The 19,476-nt window shown below is 66.1% G+C and carries 20 protein-coding genes; 13 read left to right on the top strand and 7 right to left on the bottom strand.

Features of this window, described 5'->3' with window-relative positions:
* Window positions 1-73 precede the first annotated feature (73 nt).
* Together WS89_RS17250 and WS89_RS17245 are read left to right on the top strand one after the other, a co-directional pair.
* The gene (locus tag WS89_RS17250) at window positions 74-1,693 is read left to right on the top strand and encodes a histidine-type phosphatase (protein ID WP_059792206.1); all 1,620 of its coding nucleotides are present in this window, start codon (window positions 74-76) and stop codon (window positions 1,691-1,693) included.
* Between the two features lie 105 nt (window positions 1,694-1,798).
* A complete protein-coding gene (locus WS89_RS17245; RefSeq protein ID WP_059792204.1) occupies window positions 1,799-2,101 on the top strand; it encodes a hypothetical protein in 303 nt (100 codons plus the stop codon).
* Window positions 2,102-2,129: 28 nt separating this feature from the next.
* Here WS89_RS17245 and WS89_RS17240 read toward each other — a convergent pair whose 3' ends face one another.
* Window positions 2,130-2,393 carry a hypothetical protein gene (locus WS89_RS17240; protein ID WP_059792203.1) on the bottom strand — a complete coding sequence of 88 codons (264 nt, stop codon included), beginning with the start codon at window positions 2,391-2,393 and terminating at the stop codon, window positions 2,130-2,132.
* Window positions 2,394-2,818: 425 nt separating this feature from the next.
* Between WS89_RS17240 and WS89_RS17235 the strand changes: the two genes are divergently transcribed.
* Window positions 2,819-4,423, top strand: coding sequence for an EAL domain-containing protein (locus WS89_RS17235; RefSeq protein ID WP_059792201.1), 1,605 nt, complete (start codon window positions 2,819-2,821; stop codon window positions 4,421-4,423).
* An 18-nt stretch (window positions 4,424-4,441) separates the two neighbouring features.
* Here WS89_RS17235 and WS89_RS17230 read toward each other — a convergent pair whose 3' ends face one another.
* From WS89_RS17230 to kduI, 4 genes are all read right to left on the bottom strand, one after another.
* On the bottom strand, window positions 4,442-4,813 hold the full coding sequence (locus WS89_RS17230; protein WP_059792300.1) for a hypothetical protein: 372 nt from the start codon (window positions 4,811-4,813) through the stop codon (window positions 4,442-4,444).
* Window positions 4,814-4,875: 62 nt separating this feature from the next.
* A complete protein-coding gene (kdgR, locus tag WS89_RS17225; protein ID WP_059792199.1) occupies window positions 4,876-5,757 on the bottom strand; it encodes a DNA-binding transcriptional regulator KdgR in 882 nt (293 codons plus the stop codon).
* Window positions 5,758-5,816: 59 nt separating this feature from the next.
* Window positions 5,817-6,623 (bottom strand): 2-dehydro-3-deoxy-D-gluconate 5-dehydrogenase KduD, encoded by an 807-nt coding sequence (kduD, locus tag WS89_RS17220; RefSeq protein ID WP_059792197.1) that lies wholly within the window; start codon window positions 6,621-6,623, stop codon window positions 5,817-5,819.
* Window positions 6,624-6,627: 4 nt separating this feature from the next.
* Window positions 6,628-7,464 (bottom strand): 5-dehydro-4-deoxy-D-glucuronate isomerase, encoded by an 837-nt coding sequence (kduI, locus tag WS89_RS17215; RefSeq protein ID WP_059792195.1) that lies wholly within the window; start codon window positions 7,462-7,464, stop codon window positions 6,628-6,630.
* 280 nt (window positions 7,465-7,744) lie between these two features.
* Here kduI and kdgT point away from each other — a divergent pair, with 280 nt between their 5' ends.
* Both kdgT and WS89_RS17205 read left to right on the top strand, forming a co-directional pair.
* Window positions 7,745-8,767: a 2-keto-3-deoxygluconate transporter gene (gene kdgT, locus WS89_RS17210; protein ID WP_059792194.1), complete on the top strand. Its 1,023-nt coding sequence runs from the start codon at window positions 7,745-7,747 to the stop codon at window positions 8,765-8,767.
* Window positions 8,768-8,816: 49 nt separating this feature from the next.
* The gene (locus tag WS89_RS17205; RefSeq protein WP_059792191.1) at window positions 8,817-9,278 is read left to right on the top strand and encodes a nuclear transport factor 2 family protein; all 462 of its coding nucleotides are present in this window, start codon (window positions 8,817-8,819) and stop codon (window positions 9,276-9,278) included.
* Between the two features lie 88 nt (window positions 9,279-9,366).
* On the opposite strand, the gene WS89_RS17200 is transcribed toward WS89_RS17205, so the two are convergent.
* Entirely contained in the window at window positions 9,367-10,107 is a 741-nt protein-coding gene (locus WS89_RS17200) for an SDR family oxidoreductase (protein ID WP_179949870.1), read from the bottom strand.
* A gap of 89 nt (window positions 10,108-10,196) precedes the next feature.
* Window positions 10,197-10,781 (bottom strand): TetR/AcrR family transcriptional regulator, encoded by a 585-nt coding sequence (locus WS89_RS17195; protein ID WP_059792189.1) that lies wholly within the window; start codon window positions 10,779-10,781, stop codon window positions 10,197-10,199.
* Window positions 10,782-10,921: 140 nt separating this feature from the next.
* On the opposite strand from WS89_RS17195, the gene WS89_RS17190 reads away from it, so the two are divergent.
* The 8 genes from WS89_RS17190 (at window position 10,922) to WS89_RS17160 (ending at window position 19,471) form a co-directional block, all read left to right on the top strand.
* On the top strand, window positions 10,922-13,294 hold the full coding sequence (locus tag WS89_RS17190) for a DNA polymerase II (RefSeq protein WP_059792187.1): 2,373 nt from the start codon (window positions 10,922-10,924) through the stop codon (window positions 13,292-13,294).
* Window positions 13,295-13,636: 342 nt separating this feature from the next.
* Complete coding sequence (locus WS89_RS32605) at window positions 13,637-13,930, top strand: hypothetical protein (RefSeq protein ID WP_257128179.1); 294 nt, start codon at window positions 13,637-13,639, stop codon at window positions 13,928-13,930.
* 425 nt (window positions 13,931-14,355) lie between these two features.
* The gene (locus WS89_RS17185; RefSeq protein ID WP_059792186.1) at window positions 14,356-15,189 is read left to right on the top strand and encodes a substrate-binding periplasmic protein; all 834 of its coding nucleotides are present in this window, start codon (window positions 14,356-14,358) and stop codon (window positions 15,187-15,189) included.
* Between the two features lie 99 nt (window positions 15,190-15,288).
* Window positions 15,289-16,128: an amino acid ABC transporter ATP-binding protein gene (locus tag WS89_RS17180; protein ID WP_059792184.1), complete on the top strand. Its 840-nt coding sequence runs from the start codon at window positions 15,289-15,291 to the stop codon at window positions 16,126-16,128.
* Between the two features lie 10 nt (window positions 16,129-16,138).
* Window positions 16,139-16,810, top strand: coding sequence for an amino acid ABC transporter permease (locus WS89_RS17175; RefSeq protein ID WP_059792182.1), 672 nt, complete (start codon window positions 16,139-16,141; stop codon window positions 16,808-16,810).
* Window positions 16,811-16,820: 10 nt separating this feature from the next.
* Window positions 16,821-17,486, top strand: coding sequence for an amino acid ABC transporter permease (locus WS89_RS17170; protein WP_059792180.1), 666 nt, complete (start codon window positions 16,821-16,823; stop codon window positions 17,484-17,486).
* 33 nt (window positions 17,487-17,519) lie between these two features.
* Entirely contained in the window at window positions 17,520-18,398 is an 879-nt protein-coding gene (locus WS89_RS17165; protein ID WP_059792178.1) for a dihydrodipicolinate synthase family protein, read from the top strand.
* A gap of 56 nt (window positions 18,399-18,454) precedes the next feature.
* A complete protein-coding gene (locus WS89_RS17160) occupies window positions 18,455-19,471 on the top strand; it encodes a 4-hydroxyproline epimerase (RefSeq protein WP_059792294.1) in 1,017 nt (338 codons plus the stop codon).
* Window positions 19,472-19,476: the final 5 nt, after the last annotated feature.

The raw sequence follows: 19,476 nt of genomic DNA, 5'->3' as shown, positions 1-19,476 counted from the left end.
TCGGGGCTCGACCACATTCCCCCCGGAGACGGGACGACGCGCATGCGCATCGTCCCGTCCGTTGCCCGCCACGATGACACGCCCGACCCGCACCGCCGCCGCCCTCACGATTGCCTGCCTGTTGCTCGCCGCCTGCGGCGGGGATGACTCGACGCCGCCCGCCACGTCGGCCGACAACAACGGCACGGCGCCCGCACCGCAGCCTCAGCCGGCGCCGTCCCCGGCACCCGCGACCTACTACCAGACGAAGACGCCGTACCGCCCGCAGCAGGACGCCGCGACGTACGAAGCGCCGCCGGCCGGCTACGCGCCGGTCTATACCGAACTCGTCGCACGTCACGGCTCGCGCGGGCTGTCGGGCTTCAAGTACGACGGCGCGATCTACGCGATGCTGGTCAAGGCCGAGGCCGACGGTGCGCTGACCGCGCTCGGCGCGCAGCTCAAGGCCGACACGTACGCGATGATGAAGGCCAATGCGCTGCTCGGCTACGGCGTGCAGGGCATCTCGACGCCCGGATACGGCAACCTGACTCAAACCGGCATCCGCGAACATCAGCAACTCGCCGCGCGTCTCGCGCAGCGGCTGCCCACGCTGTTCGCCGCGGGCAACCGGCAGGTGGTCGTCGTCAACTCGGGCCAGGATCGCGCGGTCGACAGTTCGACGTATTTCTCGGCGGCGCTCGTCGCCGCGCAGCCGGCGCTGGCGCCGGCCATCACGCTGCCGGCCGCGCCGGCCGGCTATCTGGCGAGCGCACCGGTCGCACAGCCGGCCGGCACCAACCGCTTCCTGCTGTATTTCCACTCGCTGAAGCCGGCCACCGATCTCGTGACCGACACGAACGATCCGTACTACGCGACCTATCAGGCGAGCCAGGCGTACCAGACCTATGCAAACGACGCGACGGTGGCCGCGAAGCTGAAGGCGATCAAGGCCGCGCCGCAGGCGGCCGACGTCGCGCAAACGGTGCTGTCCGCGCTCGTGTCGCCGGCCTTCATCGCGAAGCTCGGCTCCGACGGCTACACGTTCGCGAACACCGGCACCTATGCATTCACGTCGACGGACGGCAAGTTCACCAACACGCTGAAGGGCGACGGCAAGACGAAGATCGCGACCGCCGTCGACGCGGTGAACGTGCTGTACAACCTGCTGCAGGTTGCGCCCGCGATGACCGCGGAAACCGGTGGCGTCACGATGGAGAAGTACATCGGCGCCGGGCAGGCGCAGTATCTCGCGTATCTGCAGGATGCCGAGGACTACTACCAGAAAGGGCCCGGCATCCAGGAAGCGAACCCGGTGACGTACCGGATGGCGAAGGTGCTGCAGGACGACTTCTTCGGCGAAGTCGACGCGATCGCGCGCGGGGACCTCACGCACGCCGCGAAGCTGCGCTTCACGCATGCGGAGATCGTGATTCCGTTCGCGTCGATCATGAACCTGAAGAACGTGTTCGTGCCGACGCCGCAGGCACAGACGTACACGTATGCGAACAACCCGTGGCGCGGCGACCAGGTGTCGCCGATGGCCGCGAACATGCAGTGGGACGTCTATCGCAACGGGTCGCGGCTCATCGTGAAGATGCTGTACAACGAGCGCGAGACGGATTTCCAGGCCGCGTGCGACGGCGCGAAGATCGCGCCGGGCAGCCACTTCTACGACTACGCGGGGCTGAAGCAGTGTTACGGGTATCAGTGATGTGATGCGCAGTAGCGCAGCCGGCAGCGGTGCGGCCGGCCGGCATCTCGCGCCGACGAACTCGCGGCGGCTTGCCCGGTCGAACGAGCATCGCCGGAGAAACTCATGAAGCGCGTCGCGCTTGCCGCCCTGACCCTGTTTGCCGCCATTGGCGTGCCGGCTATCGCCGGTGCGCCATCCGGGGCCGCCTTGGCGGCCCCGACTCACGCATACGCAAAGAATTGCGTGCCGTCGCGGGACACCGCGCAGGCCGCCGGTTCATCCGCCCATGCGCCGCCGATCCGCGTATGCGTCGGCGATTCCGACACGCAACTGAACCTGCCGTGGTTCCTGACCGATGTCCTCACCGCCGTGGACACGCACCAGTCGCCCAGCGGCCTGCTCCACAAAATGCGCAACGATTTCTGAATCTGAATCGCCGCCGGCACCGCATCGTTCATGACGCGTCGGGACGCTTCAGCACCTGGATGAACGTGCCGACGATGCCGGCCCACATCGCGGGGTCGGCAATGCGCTCCAGCGGCACTCGCAATTCCCGCCGTTCTTCGTTCGACAGCACGCCGTGCACGACGCAAGCACGCGAACGAGCGAATAGTGGCGGAGCCTCTCCGTCCACCGAAATCCGGATCCACGGCGAACCGCCGTCCGCCGCGGCGGCGCCATCGGTCACGATGACCGCAGGCGCGGTATTTTCTTCCATCGCAACGCTCCGGTTTGACGCCTCGGCTGCAGACAGCCGACAACGGCGCCGCATGAAAATGTTTCTTTTTGAGACACAATCGCGAAATCGCATCAATATTTAAACAACAATATTTCGCAATGGCGCGCCGCATCTTATACTTGCCGCGCACCATCCTCGTGCCAAGAGACGGTGTCTTTCGTCCCGGCTGCACACACTGTGCGGCCGGGGCTTTTTTCGGTACGCTGCGTCGATATACATGCGGGATGTGCGCATGTTATTACGGAATGCTGCCGGATAAATGGCCGATCGCGACAGGCTCGTGCCGATGCCCGTCGCGACGGCCGAATCGACCGGCGCCCCGAAGCCGGCGCGAGCCGCAGGGCCCGAATCAGGCATGCGGCATGCGCGCGGTTTGCACATCGACCGGTTCGACTTGCCACGCCATGCGTACAACACCAAAGGCAACCGCGGGACTGTGGGCACTCACGCCCGGCTCGAAGCCCCTTTTCCACCGCCGCGACGCGTGGCCGCGCATCGTGTTTCTCGCCGCGGCAATCATTTGCGTGCTCGTGCCCGCGTTCGCGATCGTGCTGGCCGACCGCTACGCGCGCGAGGCCGTCACCGCGCATGAGCGCGTCGTGGCAAACGACATCATCACCTCCGTGGACCGCATCCTGGACGGCGTTCGCCTTCGGCACGCGGACGAGCTGACCGCACTCGTCGGGCGGCCCTGTGCGACGGTGTTCCGAACGCTGGCCGAAGTGGGCACTCGCCTGCGCTACCTGCGTGCGGTCGCGCTGGTGAACGACGGGCGCGTCATGTGCTCGTCGGCGCTCGGTTCGATCGACCTGCCGCTCGCCGCCTATGCACGCGAACCCGACCCGGGCTCGACGGTCGTCACGCTGCTGCGCCAGACGCCGTTCCAGCACGACATTCCGGTGCTGTCCGCGTTTCGCGCCACCGCGCGCGGCGCGGGCGTCCTGTACCTGATCGAAGGCGACTACGTGGCCGACGCGCTCGCCCAGGGCACCGGCAATGAAGCGGCAACGGCCATGCTGTCGATCGCGGGTTCGGGCCGTCTCGATCAGCACGGGAAGTTCACGCCGGAAACGGACGCAGGCCCCGCGGGCGGCAGCATGATCGCTTCGCAGCGCTGGCCGTTCACGGTGTCGGTCATCGCATCGACACACTACGCGTCGCAGGTCCAGCGCCACTACCGGTTGATCTGCGCGACGATCGTGCTGCTGGCCGATAGCCTCGTGATGGCCGCCTACCTGCTCGCGATGGCGCCGCGGCGGCTGTTGCTGAAGGCCGTGCGCCACGCGCTCAGGCGCAACGAATTCCATGTCGTGTACCAGCCGATCGTCGACGTGCGGACGCGCAGGACGGTCGGCGTCGAAGCGCTGCTGCGCTGGCACCATCCGAAGTGGGGGGCCATCAGCCCGGCCGTGTTCATCCCGCAGGTGGAATCGAGCACCGTGCTGCCGAAGGTCACAGAATTCGTGCTGCGCACCGCCGTGTCCGAGCTGACCGCGCTGACGCCGTCCGCGCCGCTGCGCATCGCCGTGAACGTCGCGCCTCGGGACCTCGAGCGCGGGCGGTTCGTGGCCGTCGTCGAGGAAGCGATCCGTGCGCTGCCGCCCGGCTTCACGCTGGTGCTCGAAGTCACCGAGCGCATGCTGCTCGAGAAGAACGCGCGAACCACCGAGATCTTCCAGACGCTGCGTTCGAAAGGCGCGAAGTTCGCGATCGACGATTTCGGCACGCATCACAGCAATCTCGACATGCTGTCGCGCTTTCCGTTCGACTACGTGAAGATCGATCGACAGTTCGTCTCGCAACTGGACCATGGCAGCGCGAGGCTGATCGAGGGAATCGCGGCCGTCGCGCATCACTATGGTCTGAAGATCATCGCGGAAGGCGTGGAGACGGAAGCGCAGCATCGCGCGCTGCATGCGGTCGGGATCCAGTATGCGCAGGGCTACCTGTATCAGCGGCCGCTGCGCGCGGAGAACCTGAAGCGCGATTGCGCATGGGCGACGGTGTAGCGGCGCCGCCGACGGCGACTACTGCGTGCCGTATTGACCGTCGAGGTGAACGCGGCCCTGCTCGATCCATCCTTCGAAATCGTCGCCGGTCTTGCCGTTCACGTACATGACGTTGTACCAGCGCCCGTGCGACTTGTAGATCGTCACCGAATCGCCGGGGACGATGAAGGTCCGCTTCGTCATGCAATGCGCGTCGGGCGCCGAGTAAAAATACGCGCGCCCCGTGCCGACGACCGTGCCGGACGCAGGCGGCCGGAAGTTGTCGTCCGGGCCGCTCGTGGCGGCGTCGAGCTTGCCGCAATCGACCGTGCTCTTCGCGTGCGCGCCGTTCGCGCCGAGGCTCGCGCCGAGCACCAGCATCGCGACGCCGATGCGCATCGTCGCTTTCATCTGCATGATTCGTTCTGGATACCGTATTTTTTTCGGTTTGCCGGTTCGCGCCCGACCCACGCTCAATCCTGCGCGACCGTCGTCGCTTCGACGCCGGCCGCTTCCGGATGATGCCCGAGCCGCGCGGAAATCGCCTGCCCGGCCTCCTTCAGCAACGCGACGTAATGCGCCTTCGTGTCCGCACCGCACCGCATCGTCGGAAACGACAGCGACAGCCCCGCGATCACGCGATCGAAGCGGTCGAACACGGGCACCGCGAGACACAGCAGGCCATCTTCCTGCTCCTCGTTGTCCTCGCCGTAGCCCTGCCGCCGCACGTGCGGCAGGATGCTCATCACCGCATCCGCCGACGCGAGCGTTTTCGCGGTCGACTTCCTGAACTCGATGCCGGCCAGCACCGCCCGCGCGTCGCCGGACGGCATCCATGCGAGCAGTACCTTGCCGATCGCCGTGCTGTACAGCGGATTGCGCCGGCCGATGCGCGACTGCATGCGCAGCCCGTAATCGGCGTCGATCTTGTGGATGTAGATGATTGCGTCCTCGTCGAACGCGCCGAGATGCACGGCTTCGCGCGTCAGTTGCCCGATGCGGCGCATCTCGAGATCGGCCTCGCGCACGAGATCCACGCTCTCCAGTGCCTTGCTGCCGAGTTCGAACAGCCGGATCGTCAGCCGGTAGCGATCGGTCTCGCCTTCCTGCGCGACGTAGCCGAGCGCCTTGAGCGTCTGCAGGAAGCGATGCACCGTCGTCTTCGACATGCCGAGCTGGTGCGACAGTTCGCTGATGCCGACCTCGCGGCGCTCGCCGAGCGCGGCGAGGATCGTGAAGACCTTGCCGACGGCGGCCACCGAATCGGGCTTCTCGGCGGCGCCTGCCGCCGAAAGGTCCGCCCCGGTTTCCTGGTTCGCCTGATCGCGCTTGCGCTGCCTGGGCGTTGCTGTCATGTCCGTGAATCCGTGAGATGCGAATCGGGAGAGCATAACGCGTTCGTCTTGCGATACGGTCAGCGCGCGAGCCAGCCGCCGTCGACGGCGAGCGTGTGACCGTGCACGTAGTCCGACGCGCGCGACGCGAGGAACACCGCCGCGCCCGCGAGATCGTCCGGCACGCCCCAGCGGCCGGCCGGGATGCGGGCGAGGATTTCGTCGCTGCGCCGGCTGTCCTCGCGCAACTGCGCGGTGTTGTCGGTCGCCATGTAGCCGGGCGCGATCGCGTTCACGTTGATCCCGCGCGCGGCCCATTCGTTCGCGAGCAGCCGCGTGAGGCCCAGCACGCCGCTCTTCGACGCCGTGTACGACGCCACGCGAATGCCGCCCTGGAACGACAGCATCGACGCGACGTTCACGATCTTGCCGCCGCGCCCCTGCCGCACCATCTGCCGCGCGACCGCCTGCGACAGGAAAAATACGCTCTTCAGGTTCACGTCGATCACCGCGTCCCAATCGGCTTCGGTGAACTCGAGCGCATCGCAACGGCGGATCATGCCCGCGTTGTTGACGAGGATGTCGACGTGGCCGAACGCGTCGAGTGCGCCACCGACGATCCGCTCGACCGGCTCGAGCGTCGACAGATCCGCGCGCACGTCGACGAAACGCCGCCCCGCGGCCGCCACGCGCGCCGACGTTGCATCGGACGACGAACGGTTCGCGCCGACGATGTCGCACCCGGCCGACGCCAGCGCGACGGCCATCGCCGCACCCAGCCCCGTGTTGCAGCCGGTGACGATCGCGACCTTGCCGGTCAGGTCGAACAGGCCGGCGAGCGCGGCATGCGCATCGGCGGCGGGAAGATCGGTCGTATCGCGTTTCATGATGTCAGCGCAGGTCGGCAACGGCGATGTGGTCCATGTCCTTGAACACCTGGTTCTCGCCGACCATCCCCCAGATGAACGTGTACGCCTTCGTGCCGACGCCGGAATGAATCGACCAGCTCGGCGAGATCACGGCCTGCTCGTTGTGCACCACCACGTGACGCGTCTCCTGCGGCTCGCCGAGCATGTGGAACACGGCCGCGTCGGCGGCGAGATTGAAGTAGAAATACACTTCCATGCGCCGCTCGTGCGTATGGCACGGCATCGTGTTCCACAGGCTGCCGGGCTCGAGTTTCGTCATCCCCATCGACAACTGACAGGTCGGCAATACATCCGGCACGATGAACTTGTAGATCGTGCGGCGGTTGCTCGTGGCCGCGTCGCCGAGCGTTTCAGGCGATGCCTGCGCAAGCGTGATCGTGCGGGTCGGATAGGCCGTGTGCGCGGGCGCGCAGTTCAGGTAGAACTTCGCGGGCCGCGCGCGATCGTCGCTGCCGAACACGACACCCTGCCCGCCTTGCCCGATGTAGATCGCCTCCTCCGTGCCCACCGCATGACGCTGCCCGTCGACCTCGACCCAGCCTGGCCCGCCGATGTTGATCGCCCCGAGTTCGCGCCGCTCCAGCAGATGGCTCACGCCCACCGCGGCGCCGAGCGACGCCGGCACCTCGACCGGCCGAGTGGCCGGCCACGCGCCGCCGACGATGATGCGGTCGATATGACTGTAGGTGAGCGACAGCGCGTCCGGCGCGAACACGTTCTCCACCAGGAAATGCCGGCGCAGGCCGGCCGTGTCGAGCGCCTTCGCGTGTTCGCTGTGAATGCCCTGCCGCACTTCCATGCCGGTTCTCCATGGGAAACGGACACGCCGCCGGCACCGTCGCCGCCGATCGCCCTGATGAAGATTGAAGCACACATTTCTTGAATTCGGAACGTCGATCCGGATTTTCGATCTTGCGTGACGGATCGATAAATTCCTTTCACATCAATATCTTCACGTATTACGGGTATACGACTACCACCGAAATTCACAAAAACGGACCACCGTTCCGAATCATGTCCTATAGTCATTCGGCAGACATCATTCGACAACGGGACGCCTCGACGTCCACGGAGGAGACGTGAAGCTGAAACAGGCCATCGACCGCATTCCGGGCGGACTCATGCTGGTCCCGATGCTGCTGGGCGCATGCGTGCATACGTTCGCGCCGAACGCCGGGAAGTACTTCGGCTCGTTCACCAACGGCCTGATCGCCGGCACGGTGCCGATCCTCGCCGTCTGGTTCTTCTGCATGGGCGCGACGATCAACCTGCGCGCGACGGGCGTCGTGCTGCGCAAATCGGGCACGCTGCTCGTGACGAAGATCGTGGTCGCATGGCTCGCGACGCTGATCGCCGCGCAGTTCATCCCCGACGACGGCATCCGCACGGGCCTCTTCGCGGGCCTGTCGCTGCTCGCGATCACGACGTCGATGGACATGACCAACGGCGGCCTTTATGCGGCCGTGATGCAGCAGTACGGCAGCAAGGAAGAGGCCGGCGCGTTCGTGCTGATGTCGATCGAATCGGGGCCGCTCGTCAGCATGCTGATTCTCGGCGCGGCCGGCGTGGCGGTGTTCGAGACGCGGCTGTTCGTCGGCGCGGTGCTGCCGTTCCTGATCGGCTTCACGTTCGGCAACCTCGATGTGGAGCTGCGCGAATTGTTCGGGCGCTGCGTGCATCCGCTGATTCCGTTCTTCGGGTTCGCGCTCGGCAACGGCATCGATCTGAACGTGATCGCGAAGAGCGGGCTGCCGGGCATCGCGCTCGGGCTCGCGGTGATCGTCGTGACGGGCGTGCCGTTGATGCTCGCCGACAGGTTTCTGGGCGGCGGCAACGGGACGGCCGGGCTCGCCGCGTCGTCGACGGCCGGCGCCGCGGTCGCGAACCCGGCGATCATCGGCGAGATGATTCCGAAGTTCAAACCGATGGTGCCGGCGGCGACCGCGATCGTCGCGACCGCGTGCCTCGTGACGGCGATACTCGTGCCGATTCTGACTGCGATGTGGGCGAAACGGGCGGCGCGGGCAAGCGGCGCGCCGCTGCCGTCACTGGCCGCACGGCCCGCGCATGGAAGCCCGATCGAGCATGAAGGGCATGTGTGATGCGCTTTTGACGCCGTTCCCTGCTCCTGTCACAGGAAATCCTTTCGCCATGTCATTGCTCGAGCGCTTCGGCGCCGCTGCCCGTTTCGTCGCCGTTGCCGCGCTGCTTGCCGCAAGCGCCGCCGCTCATGCCGCCGATGCGGACGCCGAGCCCGTCGCGCATGCGGTCGAGCACCTGCGCGTCGCGATGCTCGACGGCGACGGCGCCGCGCTGCGCACGCTCGTCGAGGACGATCTCACCTACGGCCATTCGTCCGGCCAGTTGCAGGATCGCGCCGCCTTCCTGAAGACGCTCGACGGCACGCATGCGTTCCAGTCGATCGCACTGTCGGGCCAGACGGTGACGGTGAACGGCGACAGCGCATGGGTGCGCCATACGTTCGATTCCGTCAACAACCTGCCGGACGGCAAGACGAGCACCGCGCATATCGGCGTGCTGCAGGTGTGGAAGCGGCATCCGGACGGATGGCGGCTGTTCGCGCGGCAAGCGTATTTGTTGCCGAAGGAGTGACGGCGCGATCCTGCGGCATCGCGCAGCGCGGCCGCACTGCCCCAGTCCCGTCCCTCCGGAGCGCCGCGCGGCTCCGTTGCGCATCGCGCTACAACGCCATCCCGCCGTCGATCGTCAGGCTCGAACCCGTCATGTATCCCGATTCGGCGCTCGCGAGCCACGCAACCAGCGATGCAATCTCGTCCGGGCTGCCAGCCCGCCGCAGCGGAATCAGCGGGCGAATCCGGTCGAGGTGATCGGCCGTCATGTCGGTCTCGACCGGCCCTGGCTGCACGTTGTTGATCGTGATCCCGCGCGGTGCGAGATCGACGGCGATACCCTTGACCATCACGGCCACCGCGGCCTTCGTCATCGAATAGACGCTCGACCCCGGATGCCCGCTGCGCACGGCCGTGTTGCTGCCGATCGTGACGATCCGGCCACCGTGCGTCAGGTGCGCGGCGCCGGCCTGGACGGCCAGGAACACGCCCCGCACGTTGACCGCCAGCATCCGGTCGAGATCTTCGACGCCGACCTCGGCCACGTCGCCCAGCTTCAGGATGCCCGCATTGACCACGACGACATCGAGCCGCCCGAAGCGCCCGGCCGCCTGCGCGACGGCCTCGCGGATCTCGTCCGCGTTCGCGCTGTCGGCCCGGATCGCCAGCGCGGCTCGCCCGCTCGCTTCGATCGCGGCAGCGGTTTCCTGCGCGCGCTCCGGCGCCGAGACGTAGGTGAACGCGACATCCGCGCCGTCCGCCGCGAGCCGCCGGGCGATGGCCGCGCCGATTCCGCGCGATCCGCCAAATACGATCGCGACCTTGCGTGCGCCGCCGGAAATGCCTGTCATGATTCGCTCTTTTATGGACTAATCAGTCAATAACTTGACAAAAAAAACGCCGGCAGCCGTGCCGGCGCGTTGTGTTGCGTGTATCGGTATCAGCGCGCCCTGAGACGATCGGCCGCGAATTCCGCGGTCGTGCGCAATGCCTGCAGCTTCGACCCGGCACGTGCGCCGAGCTGGATACCTTGCATCGTCGTCAGGATGAAACTCGCAGCGTCGCGCGCATCGACCGCGCGGTCGATCTCGCCCGCCTCCTGCCCTTCGCGGACGCGCGCGACGACCTGCTTGTGCAGCATCGCACCCGCTTTATCGCGCAGCTCGGCCAGCTCGGGATCGGCCGTGCCGAATTCGCAGATCGCATTGACGCCCATGCAACCCAGCACGCGCTCGGCCGCGTTGCCGGCGATCACGCCGAGCAGCAGCGCCTCGATACCGGCGATCGCGGACGCCGGCGCCATCAGGTGGGCGACGTGACCCGACACGCTTTCCGACTGGTAGCGTTCAAGCGCTTCGACGTACAGACTGCGCTTGTCGCCGAACGCGTTATAGAGGCTCTGCCTGCCGATATGCATCGCACTCAGCAGGTCGTCGGTGGACGTCGCGGCATAGCCCTTCTCCCAGAACACGCGCAACGCGCGCTCCAGTGCCTCGTCCCGATCGAATTCACGTGGTCTCACCATTGCCGCAGAATAGGCGTTATGGACAGATCAGTCAATAAATAGATGTCGCTCCATCCCCATTTCGTCCATGCCCGCGTCAGGCACGACCCTCTCCCAAGCGCTAAAATCCGCCGCCTGGGCATCCACGACGAGCAAGCGTTTTGACGGCGTTCGAGCAGGGTTTCATCCTTACCCGCCACTGGCGGGACACCGCATCCGGTATCGAGATCGAGTTCTGGCTGGCAACCGAACACGGTCCGCGCCGCGTGCGGTTGCGTCCGCAGGAAGCCATCGCGTTCATTCCGGCCGAACAGCAGGCGCTCGCCGAACGCACCCTGGCCGGCGAACGCGAGGCGGAACTGCGCCCGCTCGCGCTGCGCGATTTCAGCCGGCGCCCGGTCGTAGGACTCTATTGCCGGCGCTATCGCCACCTGTCCGGGCTCCAGAAGCGCCTCGCGGCGGCCGGCGTCGACGTCTACGAAGCCGACGTGCAGCCGCCCGACCGCTACGCGATGGAGCGCTTCATCACCGCATGCGTCGAGTTTCGCGGCCAGCCCGGCCGCGACGGCACGCTGACCGGCGGCGAGCTGAAGCCCGCGACCGGCTACCGCCCGGCGCTGCGCTGCGTGTCGCTCGACATCGAAACCAGCGTCCACGGCGAGCTGTATTCGATCGCGCTCGAAGGCTGCGGGCAACGGCAGGTCTACATGCTCGGACCGCCGAACGGCGATGCCGGCGCGAGCGCCATCGACTTCCGCCTCGACTACTGCGACAGCCGGCCCGCGATGCTCGCGCGGCTGAACGACTGGTTCGACGAACACGATCCCGATGCGGTGATCGGCTGGAACCTCGTGCAGTTCGACCTGCGCATCCTCCATGCGCACGCGGAGCAATACGGCGTGCCGCTGAAGCTCGGGCGCGGCGGCAGCGTGCTCGACTGGCGCGCGCACGGCCAGCAGCCCGACCACTTCTTCGCGGGTGCGGCCGGCCGGCTGATCCTCGACGGCATCGACATGCTGAAATCGGCGACGTGGACGTTCCCGTCGTTCAGCCTCGAATACGTGTCGCAAGCGCTGCTCGGCGAAGGCAAGTCGATCGACAATCCGTACCAGCGGATGGACGAGATCCAGCGCCGCTTCGATCACGACAAGCCCGCGCTCGCGCGCTACAACCTGAAGGACTGCGAGCTCGTCACGCGCATCTTCGACAAGGCCGACCTGCTGTCCTTCGCGCTGGAACGCGCGAGCGTCACGGGGCTCGCGGCCGACCGCACCGGCGGATCGGTGGCCGCCTTCACGCACCTGTACCTGCCGCGCATGCACCGGCTCGGCTATGTCGCGCCGAACCTCGGCGACGTGACGGGGCAGAACAGCCCAGGCGGCTTCGTGATGGATTCGCGCCCCGGGCTGTACGATTCGGTGCTCGTGTTCGACTACAAGAGCCTCTATCCGTCGATCATCCGCACGTTCCTGATCGATCCGGTCGGCCTGATCGAAGGGCTCGCGAACCCCGGCGACGATGCATCGGTGCCCGGCTTTCTCGGCGCGCGCTTCTCGCGCACCGCGCACTGCCTGCCCGATATCGTGCGCCGCGTATGGGAAGGCCGCGACGACGCGAAGCGGCAGCGCAACGCGCCGCTGTCGCAAGCGCTGAAGATCATCATGAATTCGTTTTACGGCGTGCTCGGCTCGACGGGCTGCCGCTTCTTCGACCCGCGCCTCGCGTCGTCAATCACGATGCGCGGCCACGAGATCATGCATCGCACGCGCAAGCTGATCGAAGCTCAGGGATACGAAGTGATTTACGGCGATACCGATTCGACCTTCGTGTGGCTCGGCCGCGCGCACGACGACGACGAAGCCGGCGCCAAGGGCCGCGCACTCGTCGAGCACGTGAACCGCTGGTGGCATGCGCACCTGCGCGACCAATTCGGGCTCGAAAGCGCGCTGGAGCTGCAGTACGAGCGGCATTACCGCCGGTTCCTGATGCCGACCGTGCGCGGTGCGGAAGAAGGCAGCAAGAAGCGCTATGCGGGCCTCGCGGCGACGGCCGACGGCGGCGAGGATCTCGTGTTCAAGGGGCTCGAAACGGTGCGCACCGACTGGACGCCGCTCGCGCAGCAGTTTCAGCGCGAGCTGTACCGGCGCGTGTTCAGGCGCGAGCCGTACCGGGATTTCATTCGCGACTACGTGCAGCGCACGCTCGCCGGCGAATTCGACGACCAGCTCGTCTACCGCAAGCGCGTGCGCCGGCCGCTGCGCGAGTACGAACGCAACGTGCCGCCGCACGTGCGCGCGGCGCGGATCGCCGACGAATTCAACCTCGCGCAGGGTCGGCCGCTGCAGTATCAGCGCGGTGGCTGGATCAGCTACGTGATGACGACGGCCGGCCCCGAGCCGCTCGAAACGATGCGTTCGCCGATCGACTATGCGTTCTATCTGAGCCGTCAGCTTCAGCCTGTCGCCGATGCGATCCTGCCGTTCCTGCGGGACGATTTCGAACGCGTGATCTCCGGGCAAGGGCAGTTGTTCTAAACCGACGACACGGCAACACTACGCTCGCCGTTCCGTCATACGGCTGCGCTCGCAACCGCTTTGCGCCCCGCTCTCCTCGAACCGCGCATCCGCACGATCGGCATTTACATGGACCCGCGGTCACGGATGTGTGTCGCCAAAAAGGAAAAGGCGCGGACTCCGTGTTTGAAATGCCTGCAACGAACATCCTTTCCGTGCGGTCTCCCGTTCCCGCATGCTTCGTCCTCCGCCACGGCGCATCCCGCAAACCGACGTTGCAAGACACGACGTGCTGCACGCGCCTCCCACGCCGTAACGCAGTCGCAGCAATACATTCCGACCGTCTCGCCCAAGGAAACCGACGTGTCGCAAGCCACCGCCGCGCCGCTACGGCCGCGCGATCCACTCTCTATCGATCCGAGAAAGCACCTTTTCTCGATCAACACTTTCATCGCAGCCGCGCTTGTGCTGCCGATCTCGTTCAGCGTCAGCTCCCCGCGGCAGTGGTGGGCGCTGCTCGCGGCTTACGTGACTCGCTGCCAATGGCCGGCGCGTTTCGCCCCGAAGACGATCTATCGGCTCGCGGGCAGCGCCGCGGGGGCGGTAGCGATAGTTGTGGCCGCACCCAATCTTCAGAACCCGCCGCGCTGCTGGTGATGTGCCTCGCGCTGTGGATCGGCTTCTGTATCTATTTCGCGGTGTTCGAGCGCACGCCACGCGCTCCGAACCAGCCTTTCGCCGCCTGACACTGCGGATGCCGTCGGCAAGACGGCATCCGGTCGCAAACCCTTCGTCCCCGGCCCGTTGCCTGCCCTCACGCCCCTTCCGGTTTCGCCGCTTCCCCGATCTTTGCTGTCCCCGCCACGCGTAGCCGTGCTCAGCCCGCTCGCACCACCTTTCTCCGCACACCTTCTCGCGCCGCCCCGCACCTGCGGGGGAAAACCCGGCCTCCCGTCAGTTCTCGTTGACATGCCGATTTTTGCTCTTCTAATATGCACACAATGCTGCACACAACAAAACACACATCGATGTGTGGAGAAAGCAGAAGGCATACGGGTTTACCCATATCAAGTGAGGTCACCATGAATCGACTGTCTCGTTTCACCCGTCAAATCGCCGCGTGCACGCTGGCAGCGGCATCTCTGATCGCGGCCGCGCCGTCGTACGCCGCCGGCCCCGATGCGTGGGCCGCCGTGAAGAAAGCCGGCGTACTGCGCTGCGGTGCCGCGGTCGCGCCGCCGTACGTGATGCGCGACCCGAAGACGGGTGCCTACAGTGGCTTCTTCTCGGATCTGTGCCGCGATTTCGGGCAGAACGTGCTAAAGGTGAAGGTCGAATTCGTCGATACGAGCTGGGACAACATCGTGGCGGGCCTGCAATCGGACAAATGGGACCTGTCGCTCGCGCTGAACGACACGCCCGAGCGTGAAAAGGCCGTCGCCTTCTCCGCGCCGGCGACCGACTACAACGTCTCGTTCGTCTACAACAAGAACAACCCGCGCGTGCCGAAGAATCTTCGCTCGATCACCGACATCGACAAGCCGAACATCACGATCGCGGTGATGTCCGGCACGTCGCAGGACAAGGCTATTTCGGCCGAACTGAAACAGGCGCGGATCATGCGGCTGCCGGGCAACGACGAGACGCGCCTGTCACTGATCTCGAAGCGTGCCGATCTCCTCGCCGACGCGAACATCACCAACATGCTCCTGACCGAAGCGCACCCCGACTGGGCAGCCAGCTTCAACCCCGCGCCGCCGCTCGCGCAGCAGGAAGTGGCGTTCGGCCTGCGCAAGGACACGCCGAAGGCCGATCTCGACGTACTCAACGGCTATCTCGCACAGCAGGTCAAGTCAGGCGCAGTGAATCGGCTCATCAAGACTTCCGTACAAGCCATGCTGACCCCGGGCAAGTAAGCGCCGGCCACGCCGACAAGCCTGGCCGACCGTCGCCGGGCGCCGGTTTTCCGATTCGCACTTTGCGCGCCGACGTCGGGCGCCGCTGGAGAGATTGTCATGTTGTCGCCTCAAACGACGGCCGTCAGGTCGGCCACGCATCCCCTTTCGACCACGCGCTTCGCCGCTTGCGCGCCGGCCGGCGATTTCGTCCGGCTGCACGACGTGCACAAGGCGTACGGCCCGAACCTCGTCGTCATGGACGGCATGAGCCTCGACATGCGCGCCGACGACCGGCTCGTGATCATCGGCCCGAGCGGCAGCGGCAAGAGCTCGCTGCTGCGCGTGATGATGGGCCTCGAAGGTATCCAGCGCGGCGAGATCGCGTTCCAGGGTGCGTCGTACATCCGCGGCGGCGACGCGCGCGGCGGATGGCGCATCGACGCGAAGCTGCAGAAGCAGATCGGCATGGTGTTCCAGCACTACACGCTGTTTCCGCATCTGTCGGTGCTCGGCAACCTGATCCTCGCACCCGTGCGAGTGGGCGGGCTGTCGAAGGCCGAAGCCACCGAGCGCGCCCGCATGTATCTCGCGCGCCTCGGCCTCGAAAGCAAGCTGCATGCGTATCCGAGCCAGCTTTCCGGCGGCCAGAAGCAGCGCGTGGCGATCGCGCGCGCGCTGATGCTCGAACCGAAGCTGATGCTCTTCGACGAAGTGACGTCGGCACTCGATCCGGAAATGGTCGTCGAAGTGCAGAACGTGATGCTGCAGCTCGCCGAGCAGAAGATGGCGATGATCATCGTCACGCACGATATGCACTTCGCGCGGGACATCGCCACCCGCGTGGTGTTCTGCGCAAACGGCAAGATCGTCGAGGAAGGCGCACCGGACCAGATCTTCAAGTGTCCGAAGGAAGCGCGCACGCGGGAATTCCTCGAGAAAGTCCTGCATCTCGACTGAGGCCGAAGCCATGAGCTATCACTTCGATTTCAGCTTCCTCGCCGGCAGCCTTGGTGCGCTGCTCGACGGGCTGAAGGTCACCATCGTGCTGGCCGTCGCCGCGAACGCGATGGGTCTCGTGCTCGGCTTCGTGCTGTGCCTGCTCGCGATGAGCCGCTGGACGTTCGTGCGCTGGCCCGCGCAGCTCTTCATCGAATTCTTCCGCTGCACGCCGGCGCTGCTGCAAATCATCTGGTTCTTCTACTGCATTCCGATGATGGTCGACGTGTTCATCGATCCGGTCGCGATGGGCGTGCTGGCGCTCGGCCTGAACCTGACTGCATTCAACGCGGAAGCCTATCGCGCAGGCGTGCAGGCGGTGCCGAAAGAGCATCTCGATGCGGCGGTCGCACTTGGCCTGCGGCCGTGGCAGCGCACGATCTACGTCGTGCTGCCGCAGGCGCTGCGCAGCGCGATGCCCGTGCTGCTGACCAACGGCATCGGCAGCCTGCAGCAGAGCGCGCTGGTCGCGATCGTCGCGGTGGGCGATCTGATGTACGTCGCGAAGAGCATCGCGACCGAAGCGTACCGGCCGCTCGAAACCTACTCGGTGGTCGCGCTCGTGTATTTCGCGCTGTCGCTGCCGATCGCGAAACTCGTCAACGTCATCGAGCGCCGCCAGGACGTCGCCGTCCAGCGCTGAGGAGCCCGCCGTGAATCTCGATTTTTCCGTCGTCTGGCCGTACTGGCTGGTGCTCGCGAAAGGCCTCGGGCTGACGCTCGCGTTCACCGCCACATGCGCACTCGTCGGCAGCCTGCTCGGCTTCGTGCTGAGCCTGCTGCGGATGTCGCCGTCGCGCTGGCTGCGCGGGCCGGTCACCGCGTTCGTCGAATTCTTCCGCGGCACGCCGCTGCTGATCCAGCTGTTCTGGGTGTTCTTCTGCTTCCCCGTCGTGCTGCGGCTGCCGATTCCGCCGTATCTGTCGGTGCTGATCTCGCTGACGCTGTATATGGCCGCGATCACCAGCGAGACGTTTCGCGGCTCGCTGAAATCGATCGCCGGCGAGCAGCACGACGCGTGCATCGCGCTCAGCCTGTCGCCGCACGTGAAGATCGTCTACGTGATCTTTCCGCAGGCGCTGCTGCGCGCGGTTCCGCCGCTGCTGTCGAACGTCGTGAGCCTGTTCAAGGAGAGCGCGCTCATTTCGTCGGTGGGGATCGCCGACCTGATGTTCGTCGGCCAGAACGTATCGAACAGCACCGCGCGGCCCGTGGAGTTCCTGACCACGGTCGCCGTCATCTATTTCCTCGTCGCCTTTCCGCTGACCCGCCTGGTCGGCGTAGTGGAGTCCAGGATGCTCAGGCGCTATGCCTATTAACCCTCAACGCACTCGTCAAGCCGGAGAACTCTCATGCAACTGAAAGGCATTCTGCCCGCCCTCGTCACGCCGTTCGATGCGTCGGGCGCGGTCGATCACGACACGCTCGCGTCGATCCTCGAATATCAGCTCGCCGCGGGCGTCAGCGGTTTCGTTCCGCTGGGGTCGACCGGCGAGTACTACGCGCTGACGAACGACGAGCGCCGCGCGGTGATGAAGACCGTGCGCGAAGTGGTCGGCAACCGCGGCACGCTGATCGCCGGCGCGAACGGCTCGTCGACGCGCGAGGTGATCGAGCAGGTTCGCCAGGCGCGCGACGCCGGCTACACGAACATCCTGATCGCGCCGCCGTACTATGCGCTGCCGTCGCAGGACGAACTGATCGGACACTACGACGCCATCCTCGCCGCGGTGACCGACGTGAACGTGATCCTGTACAACTATCCGGTACGCACGAACGTCGAGGTCGGCTTCGGCGTGCTCGACGCGTTCAAGGATCACCCGCGCGTAATCGGCATCAAGGAAAGCAGTGGCAATCTGCTGCGCGCGATCGAGATCGGCGGCAAGTACCGCGAGCACTATCAGCTGTCGTGCGGCTCGGACGACCAGGCGCTCGACTTCTTCCTGTGGGGCGCGACGAGCTGGATCTGCGGGCCCGCGAACTGCTTCGCGAAGCAGGTCGTGAGCTTCCACGACAAATTCTCGTCCGGTGACGTCGCAGGCGCGCAGAATGTGATGCGTTCGCTGTTCCCAGTGATGGCGAGCATGGAAGCGGGCAAGTTTATCCAGAAGGTCAAGTACGGGTGCGAACTGGCGGGCTTCAAGGTCGGCAACGCGCGCATGCCGCTGCAGCCGCTGACCGACCAGGAAAAGGCCGACTTCCGCGCGATCTTCGAAGCGTCGCAGGCGTGATGCGCGCACGTACCGGCGCCGCGCGGCGCCGGTACGCCGACCGAGGAAACCTGAACATGACGATGCACAGCTTCACCTGTATCGAAGGCCATACCGAAGGGATGCCGGTGCGCATGGTGATCGGCGGCGCGCCGGCGCTGCAGGGCGCGACGATGAATGCGCGCCGCGAGGATTTCGTCGCGCATCACGACTGGGTTCGCCGAACGCTGATGCTGGAGCCGCGCGGCCACGCCCATATGTCGGGCACGATCTTCTACCCGCCCATCAGCGACAACGCCGATTTCAGCCTGCTGTTCATCGAAACGTCGGGCTGCCTGCCGATGTGCGGTCATGCGACGATCGGCTCGATCGCGTTCGCGATCGAGGAGCGGCTCGTCGTGCCGAAGCAGCCGGGAACGATCACCGTCGACGTGCCGGCCGGGCAGATCGTCGCACGCTACGAGATGGACGGTGAGCGCGTGACGTCGGTACGCTTCACCAACGTGCCGAGCTTCCTGCTCGCGCGCGACGTCGAGATTGCCATTCCAGCGCTCGGCACGCTTGCGGTCGATATCGCGTACGGCGGCAACTTCTATCCGATCGTCGAGATTCAGCCGAACTTCCCCGGTTGCGAACACTTCACGCCGGACGAGCTGCTGGCGTGGGGGCGCGACGTGCAGCGCGCGGTCAACGACGCGATCGACGTCGTGCACCCCGACCATCCGGCCATTCGCGGCGTCCGGCACTGCATGTGGACGGGCAAGCCGCTCGCCGGCGACGCGCACGGCCGCGCCGTGGTGATCGCCGGCGACAGTCTGATCGACCGTTCGCCATGCGGTACCGGCAGCTCGGCACGCGTTGCGCAGCGCTTCGCGCGCGGCTGGCTGAAGGCCGGCGACACGTATTGCCACGAGAGCCTGATCGGCAGCCACTTCATCGGCCGCGTGGAATCAGCCACGCGCCTCGACAGCGGGCTCGACGCCGTGCGGCCGAGCATCGAAGGACGCGCGTGGGTCACCGGGCGCGCGCAGTATCGCGTCGATTCGTCCCAACCCTATGCGCACGGGTTCAGCCTGCAGGAGTTCGTCAATTGAACGCG

Origin of the sequence: Burkholderia sp. MSMB1072 (genome assembly GCF_001524725.1) — a bacterium.
Taxonomy (GTDB): domain Bacteria; phylum Pseudomonadota; class Gammaproteobacteria; order Burkholderiales; family Burkholderiaceae; genus Burkholderia.
This window is presented reverse-complemented; position numbering and strand designations above follow the sequence as displayed.

Coding starts and splice junctions, on each gene's coding strand:
- WS89_RS17205 (WP_059792191.1), top strand. CDS start 8,817: ATGTCATTGCTCGAGCGCTTCGGCGCCGCTGCCCGTTTCGTCGCCGTT.
- WS89_RS17195 (WP_059792189.1), bottom strand. CDS start 10,781: ATGGTGAGACCACGTGAATTCGATCGGGACGAGGCACTGGAGCGCGCG.
- WS89_RS17185 (WP_059792186.1), top strand. CDS start 14,356: ATGAATCGACTGTCTCGTTTCACCCGTCAAATCGCCGCGTGCACGCTG.
- WS89_RS17165 (WP_059792178.1), top strand. CDS start 17,520: ATGCAACTGAAAGGCATTCTGCCCGCCCTCGTCACGCCGTTCGATGCG.
- WS89_RS17160 (WP_059792294.1), top strand. CDS start 18,455: ATGACGATGCACAGCTTCACCTGTATCGAAGGCCATACCGAAGGGATG.
- kdgR (WP_059792199.1), bottom strand. CDS start 5,757: ATGACAGCAACGCCCAGGCAGCGCAAGCGCGATCAGGCGAACCAGGAA.
- kduI (WP_059792195.1), bottom strand. CDS start 7,464: ATGGAAGTGCGGCAGGGCATTCACAGCGAACACGCGAAGGCGCTCGAC.
- kduD (WP_059792197.1), bottom strand. CDS start 6,623: ATGAAACGCGATACGACCGATCTTCCCGCCGCCGATGCGCATGCCGCG.
- WS89_RS17245 (WP_059792204.1), top strand. CDS start 1,799: ATGAAGCGCGTCGCGCTTGCCGCCCTGACCCTGTTTGCCGCCATTGGC.
- WS89_RS17235 (WP_059792201.1), top strand. CDS start 2,819: ATGCGTACAACACCAAAGGCAACCGCGGGACTGTGGGCACTCACGCCC.
- WS89_RS17180 (WP_059792184.1), top strand. CDS start 15,289: ATGTTGTCGCCTCAAACGACGGCCGTCAGGTCGGCCACGCATCCCCTT.
- WS89_RS17200 (WP_179949870.1), bottom strand. CDS start 10,107: ATGACAGGCATTTCCGGCGGCGCACGCAAGGTCGCGATCGTATTTGGC.
- WS89_RS17250 (WP_059792206.1), top strand. CDS start 74: ATGACACGCCCGACCCGCACCGCCGCCGCCCTCACGATTGCCTGCCTG.
- WS89_RS17230 (WP_059792300.1), bottom strand. CDS start 4,813: ATGAAAGCGACGATGCGCATCGGCGTCGCGATGCTGGTGCTCGGCGCG.
- WS89_RS17175 (WP_059792182.1), top strand. CDS start 16,139: ATGAGCTATCACTTCGATTTCAGCTTCCTCGCCGGCAGCCTTGGTGCG.
- WS89_RS17240 (WP_059792203.1), bottom strand. CDS start 2,393: ATGGAAGAAAATACCGCGCCTGCGGTCATCGTGACCGATGGCGCCGCC.